Below are 21,866 nucleotides of genomic sequence, written 5' to 3' on the forward strand. Positions count from 1 at the left end.
AGAGTATTGAAGACGCCTAAGGTAAAAGATATTGCCCAGCAGAACGTGATCAAGATCGACGATCATGAATCTATCGCCAGCGCCATCGCGCTGATGTATCAGGAGAGCCACCGCAATATCATCGTTGTGTCTGATAATATTCACCATCGCTTTGGCCTGCTAACAGCCAATGATCTGATCCGCCTGCGCATGGCCCATGTGGATTTTTCACAACCGATCTCTTCCATCAAATATGACAAGATCTTTTCGATCAGCGAAGACTCAGAGCTGGAACATGTGCTGGAAGAAGTCAGCCACGAGGTGGAATGTCTGTGTGTCACCGATACGCAGGATCAGCTGTCTGGCGTCGTCTTCTACAGCGATATTATCTCCAGTATCGACCCGCGCATGCTGTTGGAAAAACGAGCCATTGGCGAAATCATCCTTAATCAGCACTTGAAAAAAGCTCAGGTGACGGACTCGACACTGAATGTGATAGGTCTGATGGATCATCAGCTAAATGACTGTGTCCTGATTTATCAGGGGGATCAGCCCACAGGTATTATCACCACCAAAGATGTAATCCGCCTGTTTGGCGAACATGAAAACCTGAGCCAGCCCATTTCCGACTTTATGAGTCATCCGATAGAAACCATCTCCTACGACAGTTCCATCAAGGCATCATTGGACTTTATTAAAGCGAAAAACTTTAAGCGTCTGATTGTTAAAGACCGTGACGGCTATATCGTTGGTCAGATTACCCAGGGTGAGCTGATCACTCGGGTTTATTCCCGTTGGTCTGATATGGTGCGCAGTAACGATGCCCAGTTGAAAGAGATGAACAAAGCGCTTCAGGTGCGGGCCTCCAAGTATGAAGAACTGTCGGTGATCGATCACCTGACCGGTATTTATAACCGCGCCAAGTTTGAGTTGGAACTCAGTAAAGAGATTGATCGGGTGAAGCGCTATCACTCCGAATCTTTTTCTGTGATCTTTTTCGATGTCGATCACTTTAAGAGCGTTAACGACAATTTTGGTCACGCTGTGGGCGATATTGTCTTGCAGCAGATCTGTCAAACGGTCAGTAAACACCTGCGCTTCAGTGATATTCTCGCGCGTTGGGGTGGGGAAGAGTTTGTCGCCATTCTACCCTCAACAACGTTGGATAATGCCTGTGAGGTGGCCGAAAAACTCAGGTATACGGTTAACGAGCTGGCATTTGACGGCGTTGGTCAGGTTTCCTGCAGTTTTGGCGTCGGTCACTTTGAACCCGCTGATACTTTCCACTCGGTTATCCTACGGGTGGATAAAGCCATGTATCAGGCAAAAGCCAACGGTCGTAACCGGGTTGAACGGGCACAGTCCTAGCCACAGTTCACAACCACCGGAATATTGATCAGTTGTACTCAATATCGATATGCTCGACGATTCGGAAGTGGGCCACAGAACCAGATTGTTCTTGGTCTAAGACGGGGTTAAAGGCATGCCGCTAACCCCTTAATCTGCCAAATAGCAAAGAAGCCCGTTTTTGAATGATTCAGCAGAGCCTTTTGGCTTAACGTCTGGTTATGCTGATCTTTGAGCTGAACGTGGTGTACAACATCGTTTCGGGTGGCAGAGGCTTCATCATCAAAGGCTTTTTTAAAGCCTAAATCTGTAAACAGGTTGATGTATTTTTCTTTCACGGCTCTGCCTTAGTATCGTGCTGCGGATGCTGACGACTATCCCTTGTATCAATGTGAGGTGGCAAGGTTAGGAGAAAGCGCTGGTGCGGCTTTTGCGCTCCGATTGCGATTGTGTTGGGTAGCGTTATAAATAAAGGCTGTCTCGAATTCATTTATCTTTTTTCTGAAGTCAAATACAGAAATAGCTTAATCCTATATCATTTCTTTAATACATGGTTATTGCTGGTTATAAACATTTGTATAGCGGCATATAGTGTCGATATTGCTTAGTTGTGTCTTTTTCTAAATAATGAATGCTCTGGTTTTTTTGGGAGTTATATATGGAAATTGTCAACGCAGAACAGCTACATGAAATAATGCCGAATGCCAAGCAGGAAAATATTCTTTTATATCAGCATGGTATTAATAAAGTATTTGCTGATTTTGAAATTAATACACCCCTTCGAGTTGTACATTTTCTGGCACAGATTGCCCATGAAAGTGGTTCTTTGCGCTATGTATCAGAAAACCTGAACTATAGTGCAAAAGCACTCCGAGCTGTTTTTGGGAAATATTTTCCAATAGATTCAGATGCTGAAGAGTTTGCTCGTCAACCAGAAAAAATTGCTAACCGAGTTTATGCGAATCGTATGGGTAATGGTGATGAAGCATCGGGTGATGGCTGGAGATATCACGGCCGAGGATTGATCCAGCTGACCGGAAAAGACAATTATCGACATTTTGCACAATCTGTTGGTAAGAATACGATCGCGCGCCCAGATCTATTGCAAACTGACCCTGACCTGGCAGTGGCCGCCGCAGGATGGTACTGGGATTCTCGTAATCTGAATGCCTACGCAGATCATGATGACATTAGAGAAATTACTCGCCGTATTAATGGGGGTTATCATGGACTGGAAGATCGTCAACAATATCTGACCAGGGCTAAGAGTGTTCTAGGTGTTTGATCCCTTAGTAACTACTCTTTTCCAAAAAAGAAAGACAGATATTTATTTCTAAACCATTGATGTAAGCACTCACACAGCAGTTTCTCTTTAGCAGACGGCTTTATTTTTCAGTCTGGTCGAAAAATATGAAATCTTTTTGTGTGAGTGTGTATTAAGTGACCCCGGTTGTGTTTTCTGGATTAAAGTAATGTAAAGGACAGCCATCAAATCTTGTTCTGAATAATGGCTGTCCTGATTTTTCTTACTGACTTTTCATATTGTATGAAGATGTTAAGAGCTAACAGCCTGAGATTGTTGTTCCTGAGCGATCTCAACGACAGCATGGCTCAATTGAACCAGAGTACCAAGGTTTGGCGACACCTCAGGTTTGAGTGAACGATAAGCGCTGGCGCGGCTTTTGATGCCCGCCCGCTCAACGACCTGTTTATGGCCAAATTGCTCGACATAGGCCCGAATCGCCGCTCGCAAAATATCGGGCCGACCTTCCTGAATGGAATCCCCAGCTGCTTGTTTAATCACGTCTTCCATCTGCTGTAGATCACTCTGTTCAGGCGCGTGGGTAAAATCACCCTCAGTGATATCCCGAACGGTAGCCGAAGTGAGTTGAACGCCTCCCCAATCAAGATGGCCTTCAGTCGTTAAAGCAAAGCGTTTAAAGTCCGTAACCACCTGAAATGCAGGAGCCTGGAATATTTCTGCCAGATCCACCGTACCTGCAAAGCCATCGCTAAACACCAGCTCTAATTTATGGTCAATTAACCAGTCTGCATCAGTAATTTTCAACATCACGTCACCTATAACTTACCGGGGTTACCGCCCTGAACAGTTATGTTAAGAGTGTAGGATAACCGTTAAATAATCCTTGAGAATCAAGGGGTAAATACTGGGCGTCCCCGATTGTGACCATAAACATCACGTTACCTATAACTTACCGGGGTTGCCGCCCTGAACAGTTATGTTAAGAGTGTAGGATAACCGTTAAATAATCCTTGAGAATCAAGGGGTAAATACTGGGTGTCCCCGATTGTGACCATAAATATAACGAGCCATATTCAGTCGCAACTAAAATAAAGGCGACGCTATTAGTAATAATTATGAATAATATAGATAATAACAAACTTGACCATTATCAAATCAAGCATTAAATTGATTCTGCCTAAGTGGCATGGATTATGGAACTTTTATTATCAATAAATATACATAGCTGTAGAAATTCTAACTGGATATGATGATTTTTACATTTCTAAGCTAGAGTTAGGACCGGGTGAAACTGGGAATACTATTTATGCTAGTAATGGTAATGACACTGTCGCAGGTAATGGCTTCTCCGACATTATTTACGGTGAAAACGGCAGTGATACTCTTTATGGTATGGGGAATGATGATATTCTTCTTGGAGGCTCTGGTAATGATCAACTTTATGGTGGAACAGGTAACGACCTATTACTAGGAGGAGCCAATAACGACCTACTTTATGGTGAATCAGGCAATGATGATCTTTGGGGAGGAACTGGTAACGATACTTATATTGGTTCAATATCTGAAATAGGTATCGACTTTATTAATGATGATAAATCAGCTACAGGACAAACGGGTTACGGCGGTGGTAATGATGTAGTTAAGTTTATTGACACTGACATCTATTCACTTTTTATAAATCAAGTCAATGGCGATGACCTGTATGTTGGTAACACCTCTTATACAAAAGGTGTTGTGATAGAAGATTTTTTCCAAGGTGGAAACAACACTATTGAAATATTAGCTGACAATTATGGCAATCAGTTTGATCTAACTTTATTTCTAGCATAGGTCATCACAAAATGTGATAACCTATAGAGCAAGTATGGCGAATGCAGCATCTGATTGCACCACTATTGTAATTGATCAGGTGCTTCGCTTATTAGCTCAAGCTTTTCCGTCATCATTTGTATCGGACATTTAAAATTAAACCGTTTCCTTGGCCTGATATTAAGCGAATAGGCAATTTTATCCAGTTCTTCCTGCGTCACCTCTGAGAGATCCATTCCTTTCGGTAAATATTGCCTGATCAGACCGTTTATATTCTCATTGGCCCCTCTTTGCCACGGACTATGAGGGTCAGCAAAATAAATGGCTACGCCTGTCTTTTGGGTAATCTCAGCATGTTTAGCCATCTCTCTGCCCTGATCGTATGTCATACTTTTCTTCATTCGATCTGGCATACGATTCAATGCGGCACTAAAGCCTGATACTGCTGATGTGGCTGTCGCATCTGTCATTCTGGCCAAAATGACATAACCTGCTGTCATCTCGACCAGCGTACCTACCGCTGATGCGTTATTTTTACCTTTGATCAGGTCGCCTTCCCAATGACCAGGAACGGTCCTGTCATCCACTTCTGGTGGACGCAGATGAATACTGACCATATCAGGTATCTGCCCTCTACGATCAACGCTCCCGCGTCTGGGCTTGCGCGTTGAGCGACCGTGGCGTAAACAGTGAATCAGCTCTTTTTTCAGCTCACCCACGGGCAAAGCATAAATGGCGTTATAGATAGTCTCTCGACAAACATACTGCTCAGGGAATAGCTTCATTTGCTCTTTCAGATAACCGGAAATTTGCTCAGGAGAAAAGTACCGACGAAGCATATCAATGATCAATTGAAAAAGCTCACTGTCAGCAGAAAGCTTCTTCTTCGGTCTGCAAGGCTGTCGTCGTTGATTTCTCAGCTTTTGAGCCTTGCAAGCCTGATAAACACCGTCTGGACTATTACGATTGATCTCTCTGATAACAGCAGTATGAGATCGCTTCAGCTGACGACCAATAGCTCGTCGACTAAGCCCTTCAGATAATCCAATCTGGATAAAAGAACGTTCTTCAAAAGAGAATTCACTGTAATTCATGGGTGCATCTTACCTTAATGGCAAGTGGTGCACTCAGAATCTGCGGCCAAGCATTTATAAAAAACATGAATACTTGCTTTACATAAAGCCTTTCTCTTTCAGCTCAGAATGCATCCTATCAAAGTACTCCGTATGCCTTTTTGACGGCATGACATTTTCAGAAAATAGTTCAGATTTTTTCATGGATTCATATTGATCACTAATGTACTGCTTAAAACTAGTACCATTGAACATTTCGAAAACTTCCGCATTAGTTGGACCTTGTCCCTTTTCAAATATTTCAATATTAGACCCTGGATTTCTTGATTGAAAATTACTAATTCTTTCAGACATTCCATTACCATATACTTGGCCAGAGGCATTTCTAGTTGTTGTGCTACCGTCGTAATTAACCTTCGCAACAACCTGACCTTTAACTCTTACAATAACACCTGTCTCTTTTTTAAGGCCATGCTCTTCCATGTAATTTTTCCATCCATCTGGAGTAGACCAAACAGGCTTACTATTGTCTTGGAAAGACATAAACTCTTCAGGATTATTCTTAACCATTGAAGGGTTAATCTGAAACTGTTTAATTTCTTTACCATCATCGTTCTTCCTTGTTTTAACGATAATAGGTGATTCAGGTCTATTAGATATATTTACCAAGTCCATATTCTATCTCCTTTTAATATATATCTATAACAGCAAAAACTGTGCCGTTAAAAGCGGAAAAAAATTGCCGGTAACCGCAAAATCAATAGTGACTGTACTTGTCGCCATATATTTTAAAGATATTTACAGGTGATGATATGGGTGTATGCCAGTTTTCATGAGACTAATCGATATAAATCAAGCAACATGAATGAGTTAATATAAACTTATTATTTTAAAGACCGCAGTTTCGGATAATAAGTGCAATTCCTTGAGAGGTGGTCAAGCGGTATAGTTTGGCCATTTTCTCGCCAAAGGAAATTGCACAATGAGCTATACACACTTGACCGAAAACGAACGATACCAGATCTATTCATTAAAGAAAGTGGGTCTGAATCAAAAAGAGATTGCAAAGGCAAAATCGCGGCAAAATCGGACACCCAAATTTATCTCCTTGATCTATAAATAGAAATTATCTTCCCATACTAAAACCTTGAGCCAGATCATTAACCATTCCTAATTTCATCAACTACGCTGATTACAACAGCAAATGGATGTATCCCCGTTCATGGAGGAATAGATATGACTCGTGCTCGTCAGGAACAGATCAGCCCCGCCGATACGCCTTATTACCATGTTATTTCCCGTTGTGTGCGTCGGGCGTTTTTATGTGGTGAGGATCAGTTTTCGGGTCAGTCTTTTGAGCATCGTCGTCAGTGGGTGCTTGAGCGTTTATCCCTTTTAGATCAGATGTTTGCCATTGATATCTGTGCTTATGCCATTATGTCGAATCACTATCATCTGGTGCTGTATATCAATCAGGCACAAGCACAGAGTTGGTCTGATGATGAGGTGATTAAGCGCTGGCAGACGTTATTTGTTGGCCCTATGCTGATTCAGCGTTACCAGCAAGGTAAGAAACAATCTCAGGCCGAGCTGAATAAGGTCGCGGAGATTATTGCCGAGTGGCGGGAGCGGCTGATGGATATCAGTTGGTTTATGCGCTGTCTGAATGAACATATCGCCAGGAAGGCCAATCAGGAAGATAACTGCAAGGGCCGTTTCTGGGAGGGGCGTTTTAAGAGCCAGGCTTTGCTGGATGAACAGGGTTTGCTGACCTGTATGGCTTATGTGGATCTCAATCCGGTGCGTGCGGTGATGGCAGATAGCCCCGAGAACTCTGATTTTACCTCTATTCAGCAGCGCATTCGGGAGTTTGCGGAAGTTCATCCAACCAAGAATCAAGATAGCCAATGCGAGCAAGCCCAAACACCACCGCAAGAGTCTACATCAGAACTAAAACTACCGAAGTTGAAGCCGCTTTCTGCCCGTTATGATGATGGCGATAAGGCAATTATGTTTGACTATGCGGATTATATGGAGCTGGTCGATTGGGCCGGGCGCTGTTGTCGGGAGGATAAACGCGGTTATATTTCGGGGACTCTGCCGCCTATTCTATCGCGTTTGGGTATCAGCCCTGGTCACTGGCTTAAGGCGATGCAATCTGAGGGATTATCACAAAGTCGCGCCATGGGTTGTCTTGATCAACCGAAGCAATATGCTAAGAGCGTGAAGTGCGCTTGGTTACAGGGTAGCCGTCAGATTGGGGCGCTATTTCACTCATCAGGTTATGAGGTCTAAGGGTATAGAAAGACACAAAACCGGGCAGCAAAATTTCTCTCCTTCAAATACCCTTAAACTACATCTCGACATTCAATCCTTAAGTCTTTAGAGTGCGCGTCCTGTGTGCATTTCAGGCTTTGACCTACCCCTACACTTTATATTCAGGACTATCCCTTGATTTCCACCGCTAATATCACCATGCAGTTTGGCGCTGAGCCTTTATTTGAAAATATTTCCGCCAAATTTGGTAACGGTAACCGCTACGGCCTGATTGGTGCCAATGGCTGCGGTAAGTCGACTTTTATGAAGATTCTGAGTGGAGCTTTAGTGCCTACTTCAGGTAATGTCTCTATTACACCGGGGCAAAAGGTTGGTACGCTGAGTCAGGATCAGTTTGCTTTTGAACAGTATACAGTTGTTGATACTGTGATTATGGGTGATGCTGAGCTATGGAAGGTCAAGCAGGAACGCGACCGCATTTATAGCCTGCCTGAGATGTCAGAAGAAGAAGGCATGCGTGTCGCCCATCTGGAAACCGAGTTTGCCGAGATGGACGGTTACAGCGCCGAAAGTCGTGCTGGTGATATTTTGTTAGAAGCCGGTATTGCGGAGGAGTATCACTTTGGCTTGATGAGCCAGGTGGCACCAGGCTGGAAACTCCGGGTTCTTCTGGCGCAGGCGCTGTATGCCAACCCTGATATTCTGCTGCTGGATGAACCAACCAACAACCTGGATATTCACACGATTCAGTGGTTGGAAACGGTACTGAATCAGCGTAAGTGCACCATGATTATTATCTCTCACGACCGCCACTTTCTGAATGCGGTCTGTACCCATATGGCCGATATTGATTACGGTGAACTACGTATCTACCCCGGCAACTATGATTATTTCCTGGAAGCCTCCGCACTGATTCGTGAACAGCAACAAACTGAAAACGATAAAAAGAGTGCTGAGCTGGATGAGTTGCAGGCGTTTGTTAATCGTTTCTCTGCCAATGCGTCAAAAGCCAAACTGGCCAGCTCCCGCGCTAAGAAGATGGATAAGATCAAGCTGGATGAGATTAAAGCCTCCAGCCGTATGACGCCTTCAATCAGCTTTAAACAGTGCAAAAAAATGCACCGTCAGGCGTTGATATTAGAAGACCTTGCTCATGGTTTTAACAACGAGCCTTTATTCAGCAACGGGAATATCATTTTAGAAGCAGGGGCTAAGCTAGCGGTTATCGGAGAAAATGGTGCCGGTAAAACCACCTTTCTTCGCTGTCTGATGAACGAGCTGCAAGCCAACAAAGGTGTCGTGAAATGGTCTGAAAATGCCATTGTCGGTTATTGCCCTCAGGACAGCAGTGCTGACTTTGACAGTGATTTGACCTTGTTTGAATGGATGTCTCAGTGGCGCACGGCGAAACACGACGATCTTGCCGTTCGCGCTATGCTGGGGCGTTTGCTGTTTACGGCTGATGATGCCAATAAAAAAGCACGCGTCTGTTCCGGTGGTGAAAAGAACCGACTGCTGTTTGGCAAGTTAATGATGATGGATACCAATGTGCTGATCATGGACGAACCGACCAACCATATGGACATGGAAGCCATTGAAGCGCTCAACCAGGCACTGATTAAATATGAAGGCACGCTGATCTTTGTCAGTCATGACCGTGAGTTTGTCTCCTCTCTGGCCACTCGTGTAGTTGAGATCAAAGACCAGAAGGTGATCGACTTCCAAGGTACTTATGATGGATACCTTGCCAATCTGGAAGCCAATAAGAAATCCGGTAAGCAAGCAGCTTAACCTGGTGAGATCTCCCCTATCACTGTGTTTGCGGGTATACAATACGCTTGGGCCATCAGGCCCAAGCTCTAAATGCAGAAGATAAACAGGGAAAGCGATTAAATGCCCCATTTTTTATCAATTGAAACCGCTTTATCAAACCCATTTTATCTTTATAAATCAAAAAGATAAATTTGGGTGTCTAGCTTTAAGCCAGCTATAACTGCTAAAAACTAACCTTCCACACCGTAGCCGCGATATCCGCTAAACGCTTCTGTCGGCTATCAATACGTTTTTCGTCCCAGTCATCATTATGCTGCCCAACTGAACGGGTGAGCTGGAATTGGCTGTTTTCAAAAGCAGCTTTCTTGATGGAATAACCTTGATTGCCTAAACCTCGATTGGCCCCGGCTTCCATTAGGGTCATATTACCGATGCGGTAGATACAGCGTTCCTGCTGGCTTTCTTCAATATGACCCCACTCTTCAGAAGGATGTTCCGGTAGGATATGTTCGATGGTGTAAGTGTTGCTATCAAAGTCAAAGTCCCGCTCTGATAGCTGTTTCTCCAGAGCAAACAGGATGTAGCGCACTACTTTTTTGTTGCGACTATTGGTTGTGCGCAGCTCTTTACTGGTAAAGGCGGCTTTAAAGTCTTTGTCGGAGGGGTAAATCTCTTTTAGCTCATTCAGCACTTCTTGAACAGTGTTTAACTGCTGCTGTGATAGACTCCAAGCGATCTGGTTGTAGATACGTTCCTGTTCATGAGTTTGCTTATTGCAGATCACGTTATAACGCAGAGATACCACGACAATAGCCCTTAGAATACGGGTAAAACCTTCGCGCTGTTCGTTATAAAAGCAGTTGTAAGCCGACATCAACATCGCCAAGGGCTGGCGCACATTGAACATCAGTAGCTGTTGCAGTGCTTCCCGCTCACTTTGAGACCATAGTACTTCCATTGGATCACGTAATGCCGCATAGGTCTCTGCGGAATGATCCAGGCTACGAATCAGTTCAAACGCCTGCTCTCGGGTCGTCACCTGCTTACGGATGGTTTTAAACAGATCAGACTTTCTGACCAGTTTATTTCGGCTATTCCAAAAAACACGCAGGAATTCAGGGAAGCTTTCACTCCCCAACAGACCAACAATACGCTCCCAGCGGTCTTCCAAGCTTTTAAGTTCATGTTCATGAGTACTGACACTACTGATCAATGAAAACAGATAGTTTTTCAGTAGATCAGTTGCCGATAAACGCACACCACGGGCATTGAGCGTTTCAAAAACCTTAAAGGCGTTCAGCTCATCAGTTACCGTAATCGCGGTGAAAAAGAGTTTATCAACCAACTGATCTAACATAGCAACAAACTGCTGACCACTGTCTTTCTGACGGCCAAAACGAGCACTAAAGCGCTCTTTGAACCAGTTAAAGGCTTTACGCAGCAGATGCTCAGAAGCATTTAGCCCCCGTTGAGGTATTCTCTCTTGGGGAATCAGATAGGTCTGGTAAAAGCTGTTATTGTGCCGGTTTAACTCAAGTTTGGATATAGGCACCAAAGATACAGGATCGAGATAACCGATGTAGTTATTCTGCAATTGCTCTTTACGAGTGCGGTTTTTATCCGCATCAAGCCCGGCATCAACCAACTCCTGCAGATAGGCAAGGCCAGAGAGAATCATCACGCTGATGGTGGTGATGCGTTGTTGACCATCAATAATGTCAAAACGCTTATTATCGGAAGATTGCAGTACCAGATAACCCATATAGTGAGCAGGCTCGCCATCTTCTTCAAACAGACCCTGAATATCTTGCCAAAGATCATCCCACTCATCGTCAGTCCAAGAGTAATCACGCTGAAAGGGTGGGACACGGTATGTTAGGCCATTACTCAGCAGCTGCCGTAGGGTGTTATTACTGGTATTAAAGTTCATCGTCATTATTCGGCCTGTGGCAATTGATAGTCTCAGATCCTGCTGATGCCCTGAACTTTTGACCTTAAAGCTGACGATAAGGTCTTCAAAGTAATCTTGATTAAACAGACATTCAGTAGCCGGATTATAAACCAAATGTTTTAGGATAAATCGAAAACGGTTTACAGGATTATGTGTTATTGCGGGAGTGGTGAGTATTTTGGTCTATTAAAAAAGAAGAAAGGGCGATACTTCACCCTTTCTGGTTAGCCTTTGTAGCTGACTACTTACATGCCGTAAGCAGTACTTTGATCGCTAGCCTCTGGCTTCTTTTAAGCTATCAGCAATCAGGAATGCCAGTTCCAGAGATTGGTCAGCATTCAGACGTGGATCACAGAAGGTGTGGTAACGATCCCCCAGATCCTGCTCAGTAATCTCGAATCTGCCACCAATACATTCAGTCACGTTACGCCCCGTCATTTCAAGGTGTACGCCACCGGCTACAGAACCTTCTGCTTTGTGAATAGCAAAGAAGTGCTTCATCTCTTGCAGTACGGCGTTTACGTCACGGGTCTTAAAGCCTGTGCAGGCCTTAATGGTATTACCGTGCATAGGGTCGCTACTCCAGACGACTGAGCGACCTTCCTGCTGAACTTTACGCACCAACGCTGGCATATATTCTTCAATTTTATCCGCGCCCATACGCACGATCACATTCATACGGCCCGCATCATTGTTCGGGTTGATGCGATCCAGCAAACGGATCAGATCATCTGGGTCTGTGGTTGGACCTGCTTTTACGCCAATCGGGTTATTCACACCACGACAGTATTCTACATGGGCACCATCCAACTGACGGGTACGATCACCGATCCATAACATATGAGCAGAACATCCGTACCAATCACCAGTCAAACTATCCTGGCGGGTCAGGGCTTGTTCATATGGCAACAATAAGGCTTCATGGGCGGTATAGAAACGCGTTTCATGGGTACTCGGGGAACTATCAGGTTTAATGCCGCATGCTTTCATAAAGGCCAACGTTTCATCGATACGATCGGCCAGATCATGGTAACGCTCCAGCGCTGGGCTTTTCTCAACGAAGTCACGGTTCCACTGGTGCACCTGATGCAGATCTGCCATGCCGCCACGAGAGAAAGCCCGCAGCAGATTCAGGGTGGAAGCAGCCTGGTTGTAGGCTTTAACCATACGCTCAGGATCGGGGATACGCGCTTCTGCAGTGAAGGCATTATCATTGATAATATCGCCACGGTAAGAAGGCAGTGTAACACCATCAACCGTTTCATTATCGGAAGAGCGCGGCTTAGCAAACTGACCCGCCATACGACCAACTTTGACCACAGGGCTTTGACCTGCGAAGGTCAACACGACAGCCATCTGCAGTAACACCATAAAGGTGTCACGAATATGGTTGGCGGAAAACTCATTAAAACTTTCCGCACAATCACCACCCTGCAGCAAAAATGCACGGCCTGCCGCCACTTCAGCCAGTTCGGCTTGTAATTGACGGGCTTCACCGGCAAAAACCAGCGGCGGCAGGGCCGCTAGCTGATCTTCAACGCTGGCCAGTGCCCGCTGATCCGGATAGGTCGGCATTTGCAGGGCTGTTTTATCTCTCCAGGATGCCGGGGTCCAGATAGTATCACTCATAACTTATCCATTTCTCTGTGCATATATTCCTTCTACCTGCCTGAAACAATACCTATTGAGAACCGACTTAATGGTAGAAGGTAAGATTTTGATTATTTTGACGAATTAATCTGACATTACTATGTCCGACACAGAAGTAAAACCCCTATGGAACACATTTCAGTCAGAATGCTGCTTAGCGACAATTTATTCCAGCATTACCCCTGTCAGATAAGATTTTTCTCACCCGAGACACTCTTTTCAGCCACTGAGATGGCATATCACCCGCTATTTTTACGCTCAAGCCCTGCGCAAAAGTCATATCACCTTCACCAAACGCCCTTGCTCCAATCGCTCTAAACAGCATCTGCTCCAAACAACGATAGTCAACGTAGGAAATCTAAGCACGGCTAAAATTTTAAGCCGCTCGAAATCCTCTAAACCAACTACACTTTAGTTGAAGAACAAAAAATAACTTCCAAAGGCCTGAGAGGTAATGACTATGTTACTGAGCCATATTCCCGGAATGTTTACCCACCCTGATACCGAATGGGAACGTATCAAAGACGAACACGCAAGTCCCACCCATATCTACGTTGCTTACATCGGTTTGCTCGCTTTAATAGGACCGATATGCGCCTTTATAGCCACCACTCAGTTTGGCTGGCGCATTGGCGACGGCGAATTGACTAAACTTACGGTTGTTAGTGCGTTACAACTGAATGTCCTGACCTATATTGCCATTATTGTGGGGGTATTTGGTTTGGGCTGGATGATTGATTGGATGTCCAAAACCTACGGTAGTGGTCACGATGAGCACGCTGCCAATGGTATTGCCCTAGCGGCTTACTCTTGTACTCCACTGATGCTGGCAGGTTTTGTATCCCTTTACCCTGTACCATGGGTGAATATGCTGGTTTATCTTGCAGCAGCAGCCTATGCAGGTTATCTGATGTACCACGGATTGCCTCATGTATTAGGCATTGAAGAGGACAGAGCCTTCTTCTTTAGCGGTGCTATTCTAACCATCGCTCTGGTGTATCTGGTAACTACTCGTGTGGGTACCGTAATTCTGTGGAATATGGGGTTTGGTCCTCAGTTTGTCTATGGGTAGTACGACCAGATAGATAAGAGTCCCATAAGCCTCTGATATTAATTTCTCTTCTGCTTAAGCAACAAAACCCCTGATGTCACCATCAGGGGTTTTGTTTTTGCCTTCTGTTTTTTGATCTAGCATTGGATCAATCTAGCTTATCCACTCTTTAGATCAAAGCGTCAGACCGACTGTACAAAGTACTCTATTGTGGTTTAAAAACTCGATTAGAGCTTAGCCACCCAAGTAAGCCTTGCGAACATCTTCATTCACCAGCAGATTGTCACCGGAATCTTCCAGTACGATCTTGCCGTGTTCCAGTACATAACCACGATCTGCCAGACGCAATGCCTGATTCGCATTCTGCTCTACCAAGAAGATGGTAGTACCTTCTTCACGCAGAGTATGAATGATGTCAAAGATCTGGTTAATGATGATGGGTGCCAAACCCAGTGATGGCTCGTCCAGAATCAGTAGCTCGGGATTGCTCATCAGTGCACGACCAATCGCCAGCATCTGCTGCTCACCACCAGACATGGTGCCGGCACGCTGAGCGTAACGTTCCTTCAACCGAGGGAACAACTCCAGCACATGCTCCATACGTTCATCGTAATTGGTCTTGTTGAAGAAACCGCCCATGGACAGATTTTCTTCTACCGTCACAGCAGAGAAAACACGACGACCTTCCGGCACTACAGCCAGCCCGGAACGCATGATCTTAGCGGTTTCTTTCTGGGTGATATCCTCACCTTTCCAGGTGATAGTACCCGAGCTGGCACGAGGATCGCCGCACACTGTCATCAGCAGTGTTGATTTACCTGCACCGTTAGCACCAATCAGAGTAACAATTTCCCCCTTTTCTACGTTCAGTGAAACACCTTTCAGCGCCTCAATCGGTCCGTAGTGGGTATGAACTTTTTCCAGTGTCAGCATTACTCTTCTCCCAGATAAGCCTTGATCACTTCAGGGTTTGCCTGAATCTCTGCCGGTGTACCAGAAGCTAAAGGCTCACCCTGGTTCACTACATAGATCTGATCAGAAATCCCCATTACCAGCCCCATATCGTGCTCAATCAACAGAATAGAGATACCCTGCTCATCTTTCAGATGCACAATCAGCTCATCCAGATCTTTGGTTTCGTTAGGGTTGAGACCCGCAGCCGGCTCATCCAGCATCAGCAGCTTAGGCTCGGTCACCATACAGCGTGCAATTTCCAGACGACGCTGCTGACCATAAGCCAGGTTACCGGCTTCACGGTTAGCAAAGTCCAGCAGACCGACTTTTTCCAGCCAGTAGGCTGCACGGTCCATCAGTTCCTGCTCTTTCTTTTTAAAGTCAGAGGTCATGAAGAAACCTTTCAGCAGGTTGTGCTCGGCATGCATATGCTGAGCCACCAGCAGGTTCTCAATGACCGTCATCTCTTTAAACAAACGCACGTTCTGGAAGGTACGTACCATACCTTCCTGAGCGATTTTAAAACCGGGTTTACCACGCATCTCCTTACCCTGGAACATCACAGAACCAGCTGTAGGGATGTAGAAACCACTGACACAGTTAAATACGGTGGTTTTACCAGCACCATTCGGGCCGATAACCGATACGATCTGCTTTTCACCCACTTCCAGGTTGACGCCATTTACCGCCAGCAGACCACCAAAGCGCATCGTAAGATCTTTTACGGTTAACAGATTAGTCACGTTTCAGCTCCAGGTGAGGACGTTTCATTGGCAGCAGCCCCTGAGGACGCCAGATCATCATCAGTACCATCATCAGACCAAACAGCAACATACGGTACTCATCAAACTCACGGGCCATTTCCGGCAGAATGGTCATCGCACACGCTGCCAGTACCACACCCAACTGAGAACCCATACCACCCAGTACTACAATCGCCAGAATGATGGCTGATTCAATAAAGGTGAAGGATTCCGGACTAATAAAGCCCTGACGTGCCGCGAAGAAAGAACCGGCAAAACCAGCGAAAGATGCACCAATGGTGAACGCACCCAGCTTAATATTGGTTGGGTTCAGACCCAAAGAACGACAGGCGATATCATCTTCACGCAGTGCTTCCCACGCACGACCAATGGGCATACGCACCAAACGACGGATCACGTAGATGGTCAGCAGTACCAGTAGCAACGCCATCAGGTACAGGAAGATCACTTTGTATTCACTGCTATAGCTAATACCAAAGAAATCGTGGAAGGTAGTCGCACCCTCTTCTGACGGACGGCGGTTAAACTCCAAACCAAACAGGGTTGGCTTAGGGATACGGGCAATACCGTTAGGACCACCGGTCAGCTCTGTCCAGTTGTTCAGCAGGATACGGATAATCTCACCGAAACCCAGCGTCACGATCGCCAGATAGTCGCCCCGAAGTCGCAGTACCGGGAAGCCCAGCAGGTAACCAAACAGAGCCGCTAAACCACCTGCAATTGGCAATGCCATCCAGAAAGACATATCAAAGTACAGGTTCAGCAGCGCATAGCTATACGCACCTACAGCGTAGAAACCCACATAACCCAGATCTAACAGACCTGCCAGACCCACTACCACGTTCAGACCGAGACCCAGCATCACGTAGATCAGTGTCAGGGTAGCGATATCCACCGCACCACGGGAAGAAAGGAATGGGAACAGCAGCAACGCACCCACGGCCCAGAAAGCCAGAACACGCTGTTGTTTTTCGGTACGCATAAAGGATGGCAGCTCATGAGCCTGACCATCACCTTTCATTTTAGCAGTGACCTTACTCACTTCCGCACGGAAGTATTGCAGCAGGAAAACCAGTCCCGCACCGATCAGCAAACCAATAATTTTATGGGACTCAGACACTTCCAGTGTCGGTACAACACCTTCTACGGAAAAAGAGATACCCAGTACCATAAAACCCAGTATCAGGGTTACACCTGCTGCCAGAGCAGCTGAAGAGAAACGAGATTGCATCAGATTTTCTCCACTTCAGGTTTGCCCAGAATACCCTGCGGCATAAACAGCAGAATCAGAATCAGCAGAGAGAAAGCAACAACGTCTTTATATTCCGCCGTGAAGTAACCTGCTGTCAGACTCTCAGAAACACCCAACAGCAAACCACCCAGCATGGCACCAGGGATACTACCGATACCGCCCAGTACTGCAGCAGTAAAGGCTTTAAGACCCGCGATAAAGCCCACATATGGGTTTACTACGCCGTAGTACATACCTAACAGAGTACCGGCTACCGCAGCCAGAGAAGCACCAATAATAAAGGTGGTTGCAATAACATTGTTCGAATTAATGCCCAACAGGTTGGTCATGCCGATGTCCTGTGCCGATGCACGACAGGCACGCCCCATACGGGAGCGGGAGATAAACAGGGTTAAACCTGCCATACAGATGACCGTCGTAACGATAATAATCACCTGCATATAAGAAATCAGAATATGACTGCCATCAGGATCACCCAGCAGGAAACCACCCTGAATCATGCTTGGCATCGCAATATCACGGGAACCTTGAGCAAGACGGATGTAGTTCTGCAGGAAGATAGACATACCAATCGCAGAGATCAGCGCAATCAGACGCTTACTGCTACGAAGGGGTTTATAGGCGACTTTTTCAATGGTAAAGCCATAGGCACTGGCGATCATAATACCGACCAACATCGCCAAGCCAACCATGATAAAGACATTGTCAAAGCCCAGCATGGTTAAACCGGCTAAGACAATAAACGAAATATAGGTACCTATCATATACACTTCGCCGTGCGCGAAGTTAATCATACCGATGATGCCATAAACCATCGTGTAGCCAATAGCAATCAACGCATAGGTACTGCCAATGGTTAAACCATTAGCAATCTGCTGGATAAAATAATAAATAGAATCGGACATTATTTGACACCTTGCGAGCAACGTCTGACCCGCGACCTGCTTATGGCAGGCCGCGAGGAACGTTCACAGTGTACTTTGTAAGTGAACTGCTTAGTTCAATTGTTATTTTTTTAAAGCTTACTTAGCTTCGGACTTAGCGCCGTCCTGGTGCCAGTTGTAAACAACGAAGTTGAATGAGGTCAGGTCGCCCTTCTCATCGAACTTAACGTTGCCGATTGGCGTGGAGAATGCGGTTTTGTGCATGTAAGCAGCAACTTCTTCAGAGTCCGTGCTGCCAGTCGCTTTCATACTATCAGCCATGACCTGCACCGCAGAGTAAGCAGGCATTACGAAAGGACCCGTAGGATCTTGGTTCTTGTTTTTGAACGCCTGAACCAGAGATGCGTTTTTAGGATCTTTTTCGAAGCTTGGTGGCAGAGTAACCAGCAGACCTTCAGAAGCAGCACCCGCGATAGAAGAAATGTCTTTGTTACCTACGCCTTCAGGACCCATAAATTGAGCTTGCAGGCCCAGCTCTTTGGACTGACGCAGAATCAGACCTAGCTCTGGGTGGTAACCACCGTAGTATACGAAATCAACGTTGTTTTTCTTCAGTTTGGCAACCAGTGCAGAGAAATCTTTATCACCTGCAGTGATACCTTCAAACATCACAACATCGTAACCGGCTTTTTCTACCGTGCTCTTAACAGCCGTTGCGATACCTTCACCGTACTGCTGCTTATCGTGGATTACAGCGATGCGGTTAGGCTTAACGTTTTCTGCAATGAAACGACCTGCTACAGGGCCCTGCAGACTGTCCAGACCGATAGTGCGGAAGATCATCTGATAACCCTGCAGAGTAATGTCTGGGTTAGTTGATGCTGCCGTTACCATTACAATACCTTCATCTTCATAGATGTCAGACGCTGGCTGAGTGGAGCTGGAGCACAGGTGACCGACTACAAACTTGATACCGTCGTTAACAATTTTGTTAGCAACCGCTACCGCCTGCTTAGGATCACAAGCATCGTCATATTTAACACCTACCAATTTTTCGCCGTTTACACCGCCGGCTTTATTGATTTGTTCGATGGCCATCTCGGCACCGATGAACTGCATGTCACCATACTGAGCCACAGGACCTGATACAGGACCTGCTAAAGCAATTTTAATGTCGGCTTGTGCAACCGTTGCGCCCATAAGAGCTGCAGAAACACCCAGACCCAGTAACGTTTTTTTCACCATGCTCTTCATTATGCATTCCTGTTTATTATTGTTCATGACTCGTTTTTTCGACTGATAAAACAGGGTTTTTACATCAGTCTTTGCTCCGATACATCAAAATATGCCAAGCATCTTTCTATATATCAGACCTTCGAATAAGGATTATTTACTCAAGGCATTACTTTTGTCTAGGTTTGTATCGGTACAAATTACAGGCTCAAGTTATTTCGATAGAAAAATAAAACCAAGAAAACCACATAAATATAGTTGAAAAAAATATAACAACCCATAAAAACAGACTTTTCACCCTAAAAAAAATACGATATAGGTTTTTACGACCAAGCGTAACAATTTATTTACATATAATTTTTTTTAGCATTTTTTTTGAATTCAGGCACTTAGCAACGAAGTCGTAATTGTAATTTTTGGTGCAAAGCCGGTGATTCTGGTCTAAATCTATAAAGGTAAGCTAATTCAATCGAGGTGTCTTATGGGCAGCCAACTACCCTCATTTGATGTGCTAATGGAACTGGCTCAAAATGACCCCGAAAAACTGGAAGAAATTCGCCAAAAACTGTCGGAAGAAATTTTTGCCGAAGCGACTCCTACTTTACGCCCCAAACTGGAAGGGCTTAATTTCCGTATAAGCATGGAAAGACAGCGCTCAAAAAACGCGATGCAGTGTTGCCTACGTATCAGTGCTTTAATGCACGATTCTTTTGAGAAAATGCGTCATGAGCTGGATATTTTAGTCAGCCCATACCCAAGTAACCTTCACTTAGCCGACGAAGCAAAGATACCTCCCATGAAAGAAAACGTAATTCAGTTTCCTGTTAATAGATGCTGAGCCTCCAGGGTCTTAACTCAATGCACAGTTTTGACCCTGCTGTTTATTACTGCCTCGGCTCAACTTCTTGCCACCCTGGCAGATATAAAATCAACATCTCGTTACTCTATACAAAAAACGTCCAGCTTAGATCCTTTATTTTCCGGCAAGGTTGGCTGGAAAATATCTGAACGTGTATGTCCGGTCATTTACAAGAATCCTCTTTATTGATTATTTCTAATAGCCAACCACTTTTAACTATCTCCTTTTTTGTCAACACATCTAAAAAGGCAAGTCCTTCCCTAAAGCTGGCATAAAGTCTGCTTATAACAATATGGTTGCGCCATACAAGTGCGCTCATGCACTTAAAAACAGCATAAAAAATCTATTAAATTTCAATAAGTTAAGAATAGATTATTGAAATAACGCGCTTTAAAGAAGCAACGCCTTGCTTTTAATAGCGCCTTATTTGTGCAATAGCATCCAATTTCGCACCAATTTAGTGCAAAAAAGATAACTGGGGGATCTTGTGGAAAATATTAACAGTGCAGTCGAAACACTGATGCAGGGAGCTAATACGCTCTTTATTCTTATTGGTGCCATTTTGGTGCTGGCCATGCATGCAGGCTTTGCCTTTCTGGAAGTAGGTACGGTACGTAAGAAAAACCAGGTTAACGCTCTGGTAAAAATCATGACTGATTTTGGCTTCTCAACTCTGGCCTACTTCTTTATCGGTTACTGGATCGCTTATGACATCACCTTCTTCAGCAGCGCATCAACGCTGGCAGAAGCTAACGGTTATGCCTTAGTGAAGTTTTTCTTCTTACTGACTTTTGCTGCAGCGATTCCTGCTATTGTATCTGGCGGTGTCGCTGAGCGTGCTCGTTTCTACCCGATGCTGGTGGCTTCTGCGCTGATTGTTGGCCTAGTATACCCTGTTTTTGAAGGCATGAGCTGGAATGGCAACTATGGCTTCCAGGATTGGATTGAGGGTACCTTTGGCGCACCTTTCCATGACTTTGCGGGCTCTGTTGTAGTACATGGTGTAGGTGGCTGGATCGCACTGGCTGCGGTATTGATTCTCGGCGCCCGTATGGGCCGCTACCGCAGCGGCAAAGTTGTCGCTTTTGCACCATCGAATATCCCCTTCCTGGCTCTGGGCTCCTGGATCCTGACCGTTGGTTGGTTCGGTTTTAATGTTATGTCCGCACAAACCATTGATGGCATCAGTGGTCTAGTAGCCGTTAACTCTCTGATGGCTATGGTTGGCGGTATTATCACCTCTATGCTGATGGGCAAAAACGACCCTGGCTTTATCCATAATGGTCCGCTGGCTGGGCTGGTTGCGGTTTGCGCAGGCTCTGACATCATGCACCCAATCGGCGCACTGATTACCGGTGGTATTGCCGGTGCACTGTTTGTATACATGTTTACTCTGGCGCAAAACAAGTGGCCTCGTCTGGATGATGTACTGGGTGTATGGCCTCTGCACGGTCTGTGTGGTGCCTGGGGTGGTATTGCTGCCGGTATCTTCGGCCTGGAGGCTCTGGGAGGTCTGGGTGGCGTAACTTTAGCTGCACAGGTAGCTGGTACTGTTGTCGGTATCGTGATCGCGACGGCAGGTGGTTTTATCGTTTATGGCTTAGTAAACAAAGTCGCTGGCATCCGACTTGAAGAGGAAGAGGAATTTAACGGTGCCGATCTGAGTATCCACAAGATTGGTGCAACCAGCGACGATTAATCAATACAAAGAATCTCTATGATCCAACGGCCTTTTTATCGCTAATC

General features: G+C 45.4%; 19 protein-coding genes and 1 pseudogene. 9 read left to right on the top strand and 11 right to left on the bottom strand.

What is annotated here, in order from left to right; translation table 11 throughout:
- The first annotated feature begins 6 nt into the window (after window positions 1-6).
- Window positions 7-1,347, top strand: coding sequence for a diguanylate cyclase (locus H579_RS0106355; RefSeq protein ID WP_028299987.1), 1,341 nt, complete (start codon window positions 7-9; stop codon window positions 1,345-1,347).
- A gap of 107 nt (window positions 1,348-1,454) precedes the next feature.
- Here the strand turns inward: H579_RS0106355 and H579_RS0106360 are convergent, their stop codons facing one another.
- Complete coding sequence (locus H579_RS0106360) at window positions 1,455-1,664, bottom strand: hypothetical protein (protein WP_028299988.1); 210 nt, start codon at window positions 1,662-1,664, stop codon at window positions 1,455-1,457.
- 320 nt (window positions 1,665-1,984) lie between these two features.
- Here H579_RS0106360 and H579_RS0106365 point away from each other — a divergent pair, with 320 nt between their 5' ends.
- The gene (locus H579_RS0106365; protein ID WP_028299989.1) at window positions 1,985-2,611 is read left to right on the top strand and encodes a glycoside hydrolase family 19 protein; all 627 of its coding nucleotides are present in this window, start codon (window positions 1,985-1,987) and stop codon (window positions 2,609-2,611) included.
- A 270-nt stretch (window positions 2,612-2,881) separates the two neighbouring features.
- On the opposite strand, the gene dhiA is transcribed toward H579_RS0106365, so the two are convergent.
- Complete coding sequence (gene dhiA / locus H579_RS0106370) at window positions 2,882-3,397, bottom strand: type II toxin-antitoxin system antitoxin DhiA (RefSeq protein WP_028299990.1); 516 nt, start codon at window positions 3,395-3,397, stop codon at window positions 2,882-2,884.
- A 453-nt stretch (window positions 3,398-3,850) separates the two neighbouring features.
- Between dhiA and H579_RS29835 the strand changes: the two genes are divergently transcribed.
- Window positions 3,851-4,420 carry a calcium-binding protein gene (locus H579_RS29835; RefSeq protein WP_483814913.1) on the top strand — a complete coding sequence of 190 codons (570 nt, stop codon included), beginning with the start codon at window positions 3,851-3,853 and terminating at the stop codon, window positions 4,418-4,420.
- 62 nt (window positions 4,421-4,482) lie between these two features.
- On the opposite strand, the gene H579_RS0106380 is transcribed toward H579_RS29835, so the two are convergent.
- Window positions 4,483-5,493: an IS30 family transposase gene (locus H579_RS0106380; RefSeq protein WP_028299991.1), complete on the bottom strand. Its 1,011-nt coding sequence runs from the start codon at window positions 5,491-5,493 to the stop codon at window positions 4,483-4,485.
- Between the two features lie 78 nt (window positions 5,494-5,571).
- Entirely contained in the window at window positions 5,572-6,147 is a 576-nt protein-coding gene (locus tag H579_RS0106385; RefSeq protein ID WP_028299992.1) for a hypothetical protein, read from the bottom strand.
- Between the two features lie 307 nt (window positions 6,148-6,454).
- Here H579_RS0106385 and H579_RS30055 point away from each other — a divergent pair.
- From H579_RS30055 to H579_RS0106400, 3 genes and pseudogenes are all read left to right on the top strand, one after another.
- Window positions 6,455-6,565 (top strand): annotated as a pseudogene (locus tag H579_RS30055) (IS30 family transposase); the annotation flags it as partial.
- Window positions 6,566-6,708: 143 nt separating this feature from the next.
- Window positions 6,709-7,767, top strand: a complete 1,059-nt coding sequence (locus H579_RS0106395) for a transposase (RefSeq protein ID WP_028299993.1) — start codon at window positions 6,709-6,711, stop codon at window positions 7,765-7,767.
- Window positions 7,768-7,923: 156 nt separating this feature from the next.
- A complete protein-coding gene (locus H579_RS0106400; RefSeq protein WP_028299994.1) occupies window positions 7,924-9,540 on the top strand; it encodes an ABC-F family ATPase in 1,617 nt (538 codons plus the stop codon).
- Window positions 9,541-9,745: 205 nt separating this feature from the next.
- Here H579_RS0106400 and H579_RS0106405 read toward each other — a convergent pair whose 3' ends face one another.
- Together H579_RS0106405 and H579_RS0106410 are read right to left on the bottom strand one after the other, a co-directional pair.
- Window positions 9,746-11,458, bottom strand: a complete 1,713-nt coding sequence (locus H579_RS0106405) for a DUF262 domain-containing protein (protein ID WP_211224675.1) — start codon at window positions 11,456-11,458, stop codon at window positions 9,746-9,748.
- A gap of 288 nt (window positions 11,459-11,746) precedes the next feature.
- Window positions 11,747-13,102 (bottom strand): class II 3-deoxy-7-phosphoheptulonate synthase, encoded by a 1,356-nt coding sequence (locus H579_RS0106410; protein WP_028299996.1) that lies wholly within the window; start codon window positions 13,100-13,102, stop codon window positions 11,747-11,749.
- A gap of 475 nt (window positions 13,103-13,577) precedes the next feature.
- On the opposite strand from H579_RS0106410, the gene H579_RS0106415 reads away from it, so the two are divergent.
- Window positions 13,578-14,195, top strand: coding sequence for a Yip1 family protein (locus H579_RS0106415; protein ID WP_245583223.1), 618 nt, complete (start codon window positions 13,578-13,580; stop codon window positions 14,193-14,195).
- A 213-nt stretch (window positions 14,196-14,408) separates the two neighbouring features.
- Here the strand turns inward: H579_RS0106415 and H579_RS0106420 are convergent, their stop codons facing one another.
- The 5 genes from H579_RS0106420 to H579_RS0106440 all read right to left on the bottom strand — a co-directional run bounded on the left by H579_RS0106420 (window position 14,409) and on the right by H579_RS0106440 (window position 19,282).
- Window positions 14,409-15,107 carry an ABC transporter ATP-binding protein gene (locus tag H579_RS0106420; RefSeq protein WP_028299998.1) on the bottom strand — a complete coding sequence of 233 codons (699 nt, stop codon included), beginning with the start codon at window positions 15,105-15,107 and terminating at the stop codon, window positions 14,409-14,411.
- Window positions 15,107-15,838, bottom strand: a complete 732-nt coding sequence (gene livG / locus H579_RS0106425) for a high-affinity branched-chain amino acid ABC transporter ATP-binding protein LivG (protein WP_051227386.1) — start codon at window positions 15,836-15,838, stop codon at window positions 15,107-15,109. The genes H579_RS0106420 and livG overlap by 1 nt, the downstream gene beginning before the upstream one ends.
- Window positions 15,839-15,863: 25 nt before the next feature.
- A complete protein-coding gene (locus H579_RS0106430) occupies window positions 15,864-17,123 on the bottom strand; it encodes a high-affinity branched-chain amino acid ABC transporter permease LivM (RefSeq protein ID WP_028300000.1) in 1,260 nt (419 codons plus the stop codon).
- Window positions 17,123-18,049, bottom strand: a complete 927-nt coding sequence (livH, locus tag H579_RS0106435; RefSeq protein ID WP_028300001.1) for a high-affinity branched-chain amino acid ABC transporter permease LivH — start codon at window positions 18,047-18,049, stop codon at window positions 17,123-17,125. Before livH ends, H579_RS0106430 begins: the two co-directional genes overlap by 1 nt.
- 117 nt (window positions 18,050-18,166) lie before the next feature.
- A complete protein-coding gene (locus H579_RS0106440) occupies window positions 18,167-19,282 on the bottom strand; it encodes a branched-chain amino acid ABC transporter substrate-binding protein (RefSeq protein WP_028300002.1) in 1,116 nt (371 codons plus the stop codon).
- A gap of 460 nt (window positions 19,283-19,742) precedes the next feature.
- Here H579_RS0106440 and H579_RS0106445 point away from each other — a divergent pair, with 460 nt between their 5' ends.
- Both H579_RS0106445 and H579_RS0106450 read left to right on the top strand, forming a co-directional pair.
- Window positions 19,743-20,099 carry a DUF3135 domain-containing protein gene (locus H579_RS0106445; RefSeq protein WP_028300003.1) on the top strand — a complete coding sequence of 119 codons (357 nt, stop codon included), beginning with the start codon at window positions 19,743-19,745 and terminating at the stop codon, window positions 20,097-20,099.
- A 508-nt stretch (window positions 20,100-20,607) separates the two neighbouring features.
- Window positions 20,608-21,819 carry an ammonium transporter gene (locus H579_RS0106450; RefSeq protein ID WP_028300004.1) on the top strand — a complete coding sequence of 404 codons (1,212 nt, stop codon included), beginning with the start codon at window positions 20,608-20,610 and terminating at the stop codon, window positions 21,817-21,819.
- Window positions 21,820-21,866 lie beyond the last annotated feature (47 nt).

This window comes from Oceanospirillum beijerinckii DSM 7166 (assembly GCF_000422425.1).
In the GTDB taxonomy this organism is placed as follows: domain Bacteria; phylum Pseudomonadota; class Gammaproteobacteria; order Pseudomonadales; family Halomonadaceae; genus Oceanospirillum; species Oceanospirillum beijerinckii.